We start from the raw sequence: 12,147 nt of genomic DNA, 5'->3' as shown, positions 1-12,147 counted from the left end.
CATCGAGACCTGCCTTCGGTGACCGTGATCTTCTTTTTTTGCTTCCTCGGGCATCGAGACCTCGCTTCGCTGACCTTGAACTCCTTATTTTTGCTTTCTCGGGCACCGGGATCTCGCTTCGGTGACCGTAAACTTCTTTTTTTAGCTTCCTCGGGCATCGAGACCTCGCTTCGCTGACCGTGTACTTCTTATTTTTGCTTCCTCGGGCATCGAGACCTGCTTTCGGTGACCGTGAACTTCTTTTTTTTGACTTTCTGGGATAGAGACCTCGCTTCGGTGACCGTGATCTTCTTATTTTTGCTTTCTCGGTTATCGAGACCTCGCTTCGCTGACCGTGAACTTCTTATTTTTTGCTTTACAGGGAACCTAGAACGCTCTTCAACTTGAGTATATCACCTTCATCCACAATTTAACATACAATGATTAATTCTCTCTTACTATCATCCAAATTTTATTCCAATTTATCATCAAAAAGAATATACGCAGTTTGGTTGTTTCTTATTACTTTTCCAATTAAGTTTAAGGTTGTTGGAGAAACTTCGCTGAATTTGTCAAATAGAGGATTTACGGAAGAAAGATCTGGATTCTTTTCAAGATCATTATAGGAAACATCAGACACCTCTAAATTTTTTGCGTTAAAAATAATCTGTTCCATTTCCAAAAGGATCTGACGCATTTCATCTGCATTAAAATAGTGAAGCACATGAATTAATTCGGACCATATTTTTGGCTGAGACAAATAATAGGCGCCCAACGAATTGCTTGTGTGGTTGTAATAGGCATTAAATATAAATAACTTCTTTTGTTCTGGTGTTAACTGCTCATAAACTTCTCCTTTTATCCTTTGGCTCTTACCCCGAATAAGTGGGACAAGTGGTTCAAAACATGCTCTTACGAGTTGAATGTCTTCAAGTGTGTTAAACACCTGTCTATTTATTTTAATATTCAACCAATCATCCTCCATTTTTTTTGATTATTTAGCAACTTCATATTTTACCTCAAATTTCCATTTAATCAATAGGCTGTGTTAAACTTGTCTGTTGATTTCAGATCCAGCCGCTTCGCGCACCTTAGGGCGGTCCGGGGAGCCTCCTCGTCGCCTACGCTCCTGTCGGGTCTCCCCTGCCCTGTGTTCCCGCAGAAGTCTTCGTGCCTTCCGCTCCGATCAACAGGGTTAAAAAATCAACAATGTCCTTTAACACAGCCAATCGATAAAAAATAGGAGTGTGGAACAAGTCCTCACTCCAACTACATTAAGAATCCGCCAATAACTCTACAATCCGGTCCTCAATCTTCTTTCCTTTTTTCTCATCTAAAAGGTTATTCAACAAAATAGAAAAGATCAGCTTTTCTCCGCTTTTTGTTTGGACATACCCTGATAAGGAAGTAACCGTGCTAATCGTGCCTGTTTTTGCCCAAACCTTTCCCTTAGTTAAAGGGGTCTTCATTCTGTAGCGAAGAGATCCACCAACCATTTTCTCACTTTCTCCTGCTACCGGCAGGGAATGTAAAAATGCAGGAAACCAAGGTTTGTTTTGGATAGAGTATAACAACTGTGAAATTTGGTTAGCTGGAATTAAATTAACATGGGATATACCAGACCCATCCCTAAGCAGCATGGTTTTCGGATTGACCCCAAACTTCGGAAGTTCATCTTGGAAAACCTTAAGGCCTTTTTCCCAGCTGCCCTCTCCTTTTACGACACGCCCCATTTCCTTTGTTAAAACCTCCGCATGGCCATTATTGCTCAGTTTCATAAAGGGAACAAGAAGTTCAGAAAGCGGCATAGAAAAATGACTAGTTCGTTGCTTTGCCTCCTCAGGTGTTTTCCCTGTTTTTATTTTTCCTGATACTTTGATACCGTACTTTGAAAGGGATTGCCTAAATAAAGCCAAGGTATAGTTGGTTGGTTCCCAAACCCCGACCCACTCCCGTTCATTCTTGCTTTTCTGTGGAATGGATCCGGTTATTGTGATGATGTTATTCCCATGGCCCCGATCAACAGTGAGATCCATTTCAGATTTGGGAGGGCCTGTATCCGCTTGATTGATAATTTTTACATAATTCGTTTTTGGAGATACTGCAATAGTTGGTTTCGTTCCCTGCTGGCTCCCCGGTTTTACCCGAACAATAATCGTCCCTGAATCATAATCTTTATCCGGGGAAACGGTTAAAGCGGAAATTTGCGCACCATAATAGGTGGTCTCATCGGACCATGGTAAATCGGTTGAATACCGTACGTCATCAAACCAGGTATCATCCCCGACCAAGTCTCCCTTAATTTTTTCGATACCGCTTTCTCTAATTTGTTTTGCGATGAGGTCCAAGTCAGAGGTTAAAAGAGTCGGGTCACCTTTTCCTTTTAAAAATAGGGTTCCGTACAATGTTCTTCCTTTAATCGTCCCCTTTGTAAGCACATCCGTTTTAAAACGAAATCCCTCGCCCAAAACATTTAGAACCGTTGCTGCAGTCAGCAATTTCATATTTGAAGCAACTCGCAGTCGGGTGTCGCCCATATGGTCATAAATGATTTGCCCAGATGTAGCGGACCGAATGCTTATCCCAGCAATTGCTCCTTGTAAATCGGCTTCATTCTTTAAAAGATTATTTAATTGCTGACTTAATGAATTGTGGGAAATTGCATAAACTGGCGTTACTTTTATATTACGGACTGCGGTTGAACTAAAAAGAAAACATAGAATCAGGTAAATTTTTGCACCTTTTTTCAAGCCTTTTCCAGCCTTCCTAGGATCTTTAAGCGTTTGTCAACATTCTAATTAAATCCTTCAACTGTTTTGCCATTTCTCACTTAAATAATATTTTTAACAACGGAAATATTTTTATTAAGATATTCCCAATTTTGTGGAGCAGGCAGGCTTAATTGCCAAAAAGTTGTTCCTAAAAGCTGATACACGTCCATTAATTTATATTTTTCAATATAACTCCGAATATCCTCAAACCATACTACATGCTCCTCTTTGCCTTTCCAATAACGATACCATGGCGATTTCGCGGTATTGTCAAACTGAATCGGCTGACCTATTGTAATCGCTTGGTTTTGTGCAGCAAGAACAGATAAAGCATGCGTCGTATTGGTTAAAGAAATTTTGTCATACCCATAAAGCGGCAAGGCGATTTGCAGTTTATGCGGATTGATTTGCGTAATTGAATAACGTACCACCTGTTCCATCCAAGTAATAGGTGCTATCGGGTCTGGAGGACCTGTTGGATACCCGTAATCAATGGTCATTACAGCCACAATGTCAGCTGCATTTCCAATAGCCAAATAATCATAGGCACCAATAATGCGATTCGTCGGGATATCCGCTGTTTTTGCATGAACATTCACATGAAGAACACGAATTCCTAAAGCCCTTTTTAAATCAATAAGAAATTTATTGAAGTCCTGACGCCTTGCCGGAGGAATAAATTCAAAATCGATACTCACTCCGCCAAAACCTCTTTGAATCGTTAAATTTACAATACTTGCAATTAAATTTTCCCTGTAGGCCGGATTTTCTAACACCCTGCCCGCCAGCTCCGCACTAAAGTCTCCGTTCGTAAAATTTCGAATCATCAATAAAGGGGTAATGTTTAATTGATTGCATTTGCTGACGATGTCAGAATCCTCAATCTCATTAAAAGCAAAGCCCTCTTCCGTAAAGGAATAAGCAACAACTGCTAAATAAGTAAGTTGGTTAGCTAAAGTATCAAGTATGGAAAGAATCTCTTCTTTTGCTGATGGAACGATAAAGCCAAGGGTTACTATTTCCATTTTAATAGGTGAAGGAATCGCAATGATTTGACCAATTACTAACCGATTCGGATTAAGACCGGGATTGGCTTTTAAAATTGCCGTGACACTCGTATTAAATTGATTGGCTAGCTGCCAAATGTGATTTCCTGCTTTTATTTGGTAATAACGAATGGGCAGAAGTGTATCTGGAAGATAAAGTGCAAGACCTGGTACTAGGGACGTTGTTGACTCTAAACCATTTACCTCTTTAAGGATTTGCAGGGGAAAAGCATACATCTTGGATATTCCCCACAAATTCTCACCTTGACGGACCACATGTACCGCCATATCTTCACTCCTTTTTTATATCCTTTTAACCATCTTATGGAGTGGATTTGCTAATATACTAGAGAGAGTGAAGATATTTTGGCGATTGATGTATCATGATTCAACTTAATGAGTTACTTCAGCTCCCTGGTATATCCGAAATGCTGGAACAATCGTATCCGTAACAAATTCTTTTCCATTTTCGCGAATAAAATCTAATTTATAATAGGCATCAAATCTTTGACTGATTTCCGTTTTCACTAGTTCGGGCGGAGTGACGACGATGAATTGGAACTTTAGTTTTTCGGCAACTGAGAATATCGGATCAAGGACATGTGCCGACGCAGCTTGTCCGAATGGATTATCACAGACTAAAGGAACCCAGCTTTGATCGGTTTCGTTTTTAACTGATAATAACATCATCATCATTACCATTCTGGCTGATAGCTTTTGCCCCCCACTACCATCGGATTTCGTCTTTGAACCTTGATTAATGGTCTGCCAGGTTGAATAATGCTCTCTTTGCGGTTTTCCGTACATAAAGGCATTATCCGTTCGCATATTATAGACGAGTAGCTCAGGATACCGATTCCGCAAAGATACAAACAAAATTTGCTCGTCACTAATGAGTTGTTTTATTTCTTGATCTACGGCTTGATTACTACTATCAATCACATCAAATTGTTTGGTAATTTTGTTTATAGCACTGACAAAATGCTGCTTTAGCAGCGGCTCGATATCTTCTGCCTTTTTAGGCAAAATGTCTTCTTTTAGCTGGACGAGTGGAAAGTTTCCTCGTTCATTTTTCAGCTTCATTTTTGCAATCATGGATCGAATCGCCTCTGAAATACTCATGACCTTCATGCTGGCACGGCTTGCCCAGAAATTTTGAGCCTTTTCTGCCCTTTCCTTATCACGTTCTAATTGTTCCAATCCACTTTGAGAAAAACGCTTCATATTTTGAACGATGCTTTGAATATGCGAATAATGCCTCGTATCCATATGATCTAATGTGGTTAATACTTCATTTTTAAACCGTATCTCCCAATCTTTTCCTTCAATTGTTAGCTTTAAATTACGCAAGGATTGTTCGATTTTCGCATGTTTCTCTTGGCCATCTTCCTGTATTGCTTGATGCTCTTCACACCAGGATAAGATACAGGATTTTCCTTGACTCTTAACTTTTTCTAAATCGGTATCCGTAAATGCCGCGGCTTCCTCCTTAAGGATAACGGATAGTGTTAACAAATCCCCTTCATATCCTGTAATATTCGCTTCTGTTTCTTTTTGGTGCTTTTCCGCCTGCTTTACTGCTTCTATCGTTTTTTTCGTTTGGTCTTTTATTTCGACTTCCTTTACTTCTAAATCAAGGTCTTCCCATTCTTCAGGCTGTTTTTCATGCTTTGCTACTTTTTTACCTGACTTGTCACGTTGTTCAGTCGCATGCTTTAAAGACGTTTCTGCCACTGTTACAGCCGTTCCTTGTTCCCGTTCTTCTTTTTCTGCTGCTTTCGCTTCCTTTTGAGCCGTTTGCAGCATATTTTCTAATATACTAATAGGTTCATCTGGTACAGGTTCTTTATTCCATTCTTCGTTATGCGTATCAAGTTTTTTCTCTATTTTCCTTTGCTGCTTTTGTTCTGCTTCTTTTCTTGCTTGAATAACCAGTAACTCTCTTGCCTGTTCTTCTTTTGATTTTTGAAGCTGTACTAACTCTCTGATGCTCCCATTTATCTCTTCTAATAAATGTGGTGATAAACTTGGGATTTCATCACTTTGCTCAGCTTTTTCATCAACAGGAAATACCGCTGTTTCAATAAAGACGGCGATCTCCTTTATATTTTGTTCGTTTGTAAGCTTCCATTCTAAATATGTTTGATTCCACTGGTTTTGTAGTTCAACAATATTTTTGTGCTCTTTTTCTATTTCTAATTGTTTATTGACCAAGGCTTCCTTTTGCTTCTCTTTTTCTAGTTTTACGCGTTTATTCTCTAGATGAAGTGTTTTTTCTTGCTCAAAATCCTCTAAGGTTTCCACATCTCTTGTAAGCTTATCTATCTTTCGAATTGCCTTTTGCCGCTGCTCATTTAGCTGAAGCTGTAATTCTTTCTCTTTTTCCTGTTTTGTGGTAATTTCTTGTAATTCGGTTTTCTTAGAAAGAAGGGCATTCTTTTCCTGAGTCAAAGATTTCTCGAGATCAATACAAAGCTCACTTGATATAAACCGGTCAATTTCTTTTAAAATACGCCGTAAGGAAGTTTCGGTTTTTTCAATTTCAATAAGAGTTTCTTTCTTTTCTTCTATTTGTTTAGCAATCTTTATTTTCCAATCGGTAAATAGATTTTTATCACTTAATAGCTCTTTCTCTGTTCCGTTAATGATCACAAAGGATGGCGATTGATTTTTGCTGTTCATTTCCTCACGCATGAAAATCGGAACAGGACTTTTAAATATTCTTCCTGAAAGAATCTGCTGATTAATTTTTTGCCATTGCTGCCCGCTAACGACCACCCCATATGGAAGAAGTGGGTTTGCCAAAAGGTGGTTCGCCATTTCCTCTGCACTTAAAGACTGGAGAAATTGGGTTCCATAAAACACATCAATGCCCGTCTTTTCATCGATCCATTCCTTTAATTCTTTCACATCTTTATTAGGAATCCAGAAGTGCTCATCATTTAAGGAATGATCCAGTTGTATTTCCCAAAGGTCTTTTTTAATTTGTTCACCTTGTTCTCTATTATTTACTAGTATCTCTTCAATCTGTATGGCATATTTCGAAAGAAGCGCGTGTGTGAAGGGTCCAGTAACATCATCTAATAAGCCATGGAGCCTATCTAATAGTTTATTTTCTTTTGGCTTTTGCTCTTCAATTGCAGCTTTTAACTCTTCGCATTTTTCCTCTGAAAACTGAATCGATTGACCGAGCGTACCATATAAAGTGGCAAGTTGATTTTGACGTCCACTAGATTCTTTCTCTTTTATTTGCAGCTCTTCTAACAAAGCCTTTTTGTCATCAATTTGTTTAGAAAGAAACTGGGTAAAGCCCTTTAAGTCATAGGTTATTCGGTCGCCAAATTCTTTGATGAGTGCTTCTTCCTTAGACTCAAATGTATGGATTTGTGTGTATAAAAAATCAATTTCACTACTAAGCTGAGCAATTTCTTTTGTCTTTTGTTTATCCTGTTGTGACAGTTCGTCTCCTTTTTTCTTTAAAAACTTTTGATAACCCAAATACTGTTTTACAGCTTCTTGTAGAGATAGATAAGATTGCTCCCATTGGATTTTAGCTTCTTTTTTTATCTCATCCATTCTTTGATTCACTTGCTCTAAGCCGCTATTTTGTTCTAATGTCGCTATCTGCTGTGCAAGAGTGTAAATACTTTGTTCGTTTTCACTCCACTCTTTCAATAAGGCATGAAAGACTAGCTGCTCTTTTCTTTCCTGTTTCTGCTGAACGAATGCTAGAAAGGAAGTATGCTTATTCCTTTCTTCTACTAATTTCTTCTCCCATTCTAGTACCTCTCTATGTGCTTTGGCGTATTCTAAGTTGACTTTTTGAAAGCGTAAATCTGCTTGCGTTATCGTTAATTTTTCAATGTCTTTTTCTAAGGAAAGCAGCGTTTCCACTTCAGATTGCTTCAAATGCTCTAAAGCTCCAAGCAGTTGTCTTCCTACCTTAATACTGCCATTAACAATTTCTTTATGTTCTACACCTTTTGCTAGATTCTCTTCAAAAGGGACGATGTCTTCTAAAAATTCCTTATGTGCTTGCTCTCTTTTTAAGAGAACCGGCAAATCCTTCGCGATACTTGCCTGACTCTTGAAAATCTCCACAAGATCGTTCTTTTGATGTTCCGTCCGATGTAAGACTTGACTAACAGTTGGAATTATTCGTTTTTGGAACAGAGAATGATCATCCTCAGCTCCTTCAAAGAATTTCCCAACGCCTCCTTCATCCTTGTTAATGTCCTTCATAATATCCCAGTCTTTACGGTTAATTCCGTATGTATCAAGAATGCGATAGTGCTTTTTCGTATCTCGGTATACATCATATCCATTCCATTTCAAATAGTCTTTCAAGCTTTCGGTTTCAGCAACCTCCTCATTTTCATAGAGTGGAATATGCTCAAGCGATACCTCTTCTTTCCTTTCAAATTCTCTTGTATAAAAGGTAATATTAGGAAGAATCTTCGCTTCTTGTTCTAATGTTTTGCTTTCATTTCCACTTTCTTCACTCATCGAAATTCTCTGTTCGGCTGAGAACATTCCTCCCGTTACCAGAGACGCGCGGTCTGCACCGTCCAATTCCCATTGAATAAGAACATGAAAGGTATACGGAATAAATTGCTCTTTATTATTAAAAAAGAACTGCTGATAATAGCGATTGTTTTGTTTTCCCCATGAGGTACCAGGCTTAAGGATTTGGAAAATGGTTTGGAGGAATACTCCTTTCCCTCCGCCATTCATCATCGCAATGAGACCATTTGTTGATGTCTCTTCATTATGAAAGTTAAAAGTGGTGTCTTTATATTGCTTTTGCATGCCATCATATTTCAGGCCAACAATTCTAATTCGATGGATTTTCGGCATGCTGATCCTCCTCCGTAGTCATTAAATTTTTTAGTAATTCATAACGGTCATAATCGTGATACAGGTATTCAATACGCTCAAAAAGCTCTTGTTTCGGAATCACCTTTGGAATATCATCGCGATCAAGAATGACGATCAGCCCCTCCGTCTCCAATAGGCGCATAGCGCTGGCGATTAAACCAATTCTAGTTCGTCTATTGCCCTTTTTAACACCATAATCATCAGTGTCGACCTCCATGTATTTCCATGTTGTCACAACTTCCTTCATATCGATTCGTTCTTCTTCTCCGAAGGTAGGTTTTGCTTTAAGAATACTATCCCAATTCATTATGAGGTCGTTGACTTGCCGCTCTAATGAGTAGTAGCTAATTCCTTCCCGCTTCATGCGGATTTTTGCAGCCTGGTTGCGGTCAATTGCTGCTAAGAAAGACATAATCACGACGCTAATAAGATGATAGTGTTTTTTCGTTTCGACTTGCTTATGCTTCTCTTTCAAATGTGTAAAATTCGTAGCAAAGACGGAGCCGGTGGGCTGGACAACTAAGTGGATCCGTTTAGGCGATTCAATGATATATGTACCTGATTCGTCTGCTAATAAGAGAACTGTTTGTCTTACTTCCGGATCAAAATATGTTTGGAAGTGCTCGCTATTTTCGTCTATTACTTTATCTTTTAATAGAGTAAAATAGACAGCTGAAGCTTTTTTGATTGATTCTGCATTCATCGTTTATCCCTCCTGGACACAAATCTTAAACGGGGTAATTTTCATTTGATACCATTGGAATGGCTCCGCTCGATGATCAAACTTGGTATAGATTTTCAAACCTTCAAACACTTGAAATTGTGGGTATTCCTGCATTAGTTTATATAGAAGAATTTCCCTCTCATCACTTAATGTTTCTTCCTTCCGATGCAGCACTTGAATCTTTAGCGGCTTTTTATCAAACATCATCCATAAATCAATCGTTTCATATTCTTCAAACCATAAATCCTGCACTTCCAATGGCAGTGTCGATAAATCAGCTAATGAAAACTCTCCGTATGTTTGTAAATGTTGAAAAACATAACTCCATGCCTTTATAACAGACTCCCAGTCCGTTATTCGCAGACGAGTAATGTTTACTTCTGTCTCCTCTTCGATTACAACATCCGTTAGTTGTTTTTCATCAAATTCTTGTTCTCCCCAAATCCAATCAAGCGGCAAGATAAATTCATTCTTGGGTGAAAATAAGGGAGAAAGGACTGTTTCTATAGCCTCGAAATTTTGAACTCCTTCCTTCAGTAACATATTTTCATAAATATGTTCTCGAAAGGAAACAAGGCTGGTTTCCCAAAACAAAGAAGGATTTTCTGCTTTTAATTTCATCTCATAGGAGATATTTTGAATGACTAGTTTGGCAAAACGATCATGCAACTGTCTTGTATGACCAATTTTTTCTTGGAGAAGGGTCAATTCTTTCTGAATAAAATCATCTTCTTCATTTCTTCGTTTCGATTTTTCTATCATCCTAGTAATGGTCCGGAAGTGATTTTTTTCTTCTTCGAATTGGTTTTCAATTTCAGCACGATTGTCGGCCCTTTGCCATTCTTCTTCAATCAATAAGATTTTGGGATTATTAATCATTTCCTTTTGGAAAGTGAATTCTTTTGCCATTAAGCGGTTTACGCGTGAAATGAGGTGATCGAGGTTACGAGTAGCTTTTCTAAAATTACCGTTTTTTATCAGCTGCATACTATAGAGTTGCTCTATCGTTATGGAGAATTCCTCCGCCATTTCCCTGCTCATAAAAATCATTTCTTGAGAAACATCTGTAAGCTTATAAACAATGCTTCCGCCCAGCTCTAAATTCGTATATATTTCATCCATCGTGACATATCGAAATGTTTGCGTTTCCCAGGATTGTCTTATTTCATCGTAATATAAGGCTTCAAACGGTTTACTATATTCTTCTTTTCCCTGATACAAAAGCCCACTTGTAATCCGTTCAATTTGTTTATCGTCTGCTAAAAGCTTCATTTGCTTAATGGAATCCTCTATCATATACTTGATATCTGATTTCCGCCGATGATCATCATCATTTAATTCTCGATAAAAGATGGTAAGGAGCACTTGCATGAGAATCGTTTGGATATGAGGCTTCAACTCTCCTACTTCCATACCCCTACCAAGCTCGAACAGAGGATTTAATCGTTGCATTCTCTGGGCAAAACCTTCCCATGATTCGTTCACATCCATCTCCTCCATGTTTCGATTGTTAAGACTTCTTGTGGAATCCGCTTATTTTCCTTCCATAATTGCATTAATAGTTCTTGTTCATCTTCTGTAAACCATTGAAAAAATTGATCACGGTATTTGAGGTTTTGGGTTTGACCAATTTTTTGGTTATTCCTTTTCTCCATACATTCAAGCATTTTGCAATAAATTTTTAAGGCAGGTTGAATACAGCAATCCGGGTATTTTTCGATAAGCCGAATGAGGATTCCGTATCCTGCGGCATCAAGATCTCCAGCGTAGTAGAAAAGATAGGATGTTTTTGGAAACATTTGAAAGAAAAAGGCAAAGCTCCGTTCAATTTTGGTCCCTTCACCATAAATAATTAGTTCAGGTTCATAATCGAGTTTATTCGCTTCCAATAATTTAATAGCTGTATGAAAGAATGATAGATTTTCGACGATTAGTACCCGCTGAATATCTTTCATTTCTTTACCTTGTTTCATCCAAAATACAAAAGGCTCCCCATAGTTCACCATTTTAAGTTGGTCTTCTGATATTCCAATTCTAGCTAAAAAGCCTTTTCCATCAGGATAGCTATCACTATCAATTAAGAATTTTTCATGACCAAAGAGTTCTAGGCATCTTTCTTCTAATGACACGATTTCCCGTTCCTGACTGGACTTTAGAAAAGTATATAAATTCTGGATTCGTTTCCATTCGTCTTCCGTTTGCCATTCGGGATGCCGTTCATAGTAGGAAAAATCAAACTGATCACTTAATTTCATCATCTCGAGACGATCCCATTTAGAAGCTTGAACTTTTACATTTACCCAACAATATAATGGCAGTGCTGGTGTTTTACCATTGTATTGATTATTTTGAATAGGGATAAGTTTTGCTTCAGCTTGCAAAGTTTCAATTGCACGATAAAACAACGAATAACCGTCCATTTCAAAATAATCATCTATAAGCTTGCGCAACTGAAATTCTAAATCGTTCATATTTATTTTCTTTTTCTGTTTAGGGTGTTGAATATCTCCAATAAAACTTCTCACCCGTGTTTCAATAACATCGATTGTACTCACCCACTTAAATCTTCATTGTGTCATGAATTGACCCCTAATACCCATTTTGGATACCTTAATTATAAACTAGTTGCATTTTTGTTGGTAAATGAATTTTTTCTTAAAAGAATATTGTTACTTTACACAAATAGAGTTGAAGAACGAGTTATTAAGTAACATTTGGATAAAAGAAAGAATCTAAATATTGACGTGGG

At 38.1% G+C, this 12,147-nt stretch carries 8 protein-coding genes; all 8 read right to left on the bottom strand.

Translation table 11 applies throughout. The features are described 5' to 3' along the window. Window positions 1-451: 451 nt before the first annotated feature. The 8 genes from BIV60_RS07115 to BIV60_RS07085 all read right to left on the bottom strand — a co-directional run bounded on the left by BIV60_RS07115 (window position 452) and on the right by BIV60_RS07085 (window position 11,953). A complete protein-coding gene (locus tag BIV60_RS07115; RefSeq protein ID WP_071355035.1) occupies window positions 452-949 on the bottom strand; it encodes a hypothetical protein in 498 nt (165 codons plus the stop codon). 151 nt (window positions 950-1,100) lie between these two features. After that, the gene (locus BIV60_RS30230; RefSeq protein WP_256218326.1) at window positions 1,101-1,235 is read right to left on the bottom strand and encodes a hypothetical protein; all 135 of its coding nucleotides are present in this window, start codon (window positions 1,233-1,235) and stop codon (window positions 1,101-1,103) included. Window positions 1,236-1,253: 18 nt separating this feature from the next. Next, on the bottom strand, window positions 1,254-2,729 hold the full coding sequence (dacB, locus tag BIV60_RS07110; protein ID WP_071355034.1) for a D-alanyl-D-alanine carboxypeptidase/D-alanyl-D-alanine endopeptidase: 1,476 nt from the start codon (window positions 2,727-2,729) through the stop codon (window positions 1,254-1,256). A gap of 80 nt (window positions 2,730-2,809) precedes the next feature. Then, entirely contained in the window at window positions 2,810-4,084 is a 1,275-nt protein-coding gene (locus BIV60_RS07105) for a glycosyl hydrolase family 18 protein (RefSeq protein WP_071355033.1), read from the bottom strand. Between the two features lie 105 nt (window positions 4,085-4,189). Further along, window positions 4,190-8,653 carry a coiled-coil domain-containing protein gene (locus BIV60_RS07100; protein ID WP_071355032.1) on the bottom strand — a complete coding sequence of 1,488 codons (4,464 nt, stop codon included), beginning with the start codon at window positions 8,651-8,653 and terminating at the stop codon, window positions 4,190-4,192. Next, window positions 8,631-9,377: a DUF6063 family protein gene (locus BIV60_RS07095; RefSeq protein WP_071355031.1), complete on the bottom strand. Its 747-nt coding sequence runs from the start codon at window positions 9,375-9,377 to the stop codon at window positions 8,631-8,633. The genes BIV60_RS07100 and BIV60_RS07095 overlap by 23 nt, the downstream gene beginning before the upstream one ends. Window positions 9,378-9,380: 3 nt before the next feature. Beyond that, complete coding sequence (locus BIV60_RS07090) at window positions 9,381-10,889, bottom strand: hypothetical protein (protein ID WP_256218325.1); 1,509 nt, start codon at window positions 10,887-10,889, stop codon at window positions 9,381-9,383. Continuing rightward, window positions 10,880-11,953, bottom strand: a complete 1,074-nt coding sequence (locus tag BIV60_RS07085) for a Wadjet anti-phage system protein JetD domain-containing protein (RefSeq protein ID WP_071355029.1) — start codon at window positions 11,951-11,953, stop codon at window positions 10,880-10,882. Before BIV60_RS07085 ends, BIV60_RS07090 begins: the two co-directional genes overlap by 10 nt. Window positions 11,954-12,147: the final 194 nt, after the last annotated feature.

The sequence above is a fragment of the Bacillus sp. MUM 116 genome, from assembly GCF_001866655.1.
Lineage (GTDB): Bacteria > Bacillota > Bacilli > Bacillales > Cytobacillaceae > Neobacillus.
Note: the sequence above shows the minus strand (reverse complement) of the source record. Positions and strands in the feature narration are given on the sequence as shown.

Coding starts and splice junctions, on each gene's coding strand:
- BIV60_RS07105 (WP_071355033.1), bottom strand. CDS start 4,084: ATGGCGGTACATGTGGTCCGTCAAGGTGAGAATTTGTGGGGAATATCC.
- BIV60_RS07100 (WP_071355032.1), bottom strand. CDS start 8,653: ATGCCGAAAATCCATCGAATTAGAATTGTTGGCCTGAAATATGATGGC.
- BIV60_RS07090 (WP_256218325.1), bottom strand. CDS start 10,889: ATGGATGTGAACGAATCATGGGAAGGTTTTGCCCAGAGAATGCAACGA.
- BIV60_RS07095 (WP_071355031.1), bottom strand. CDS start 9,377: ATGAATGCAGAATCAATCAAAAAAGCTTCAGCTGTCTATTTTACTCTA.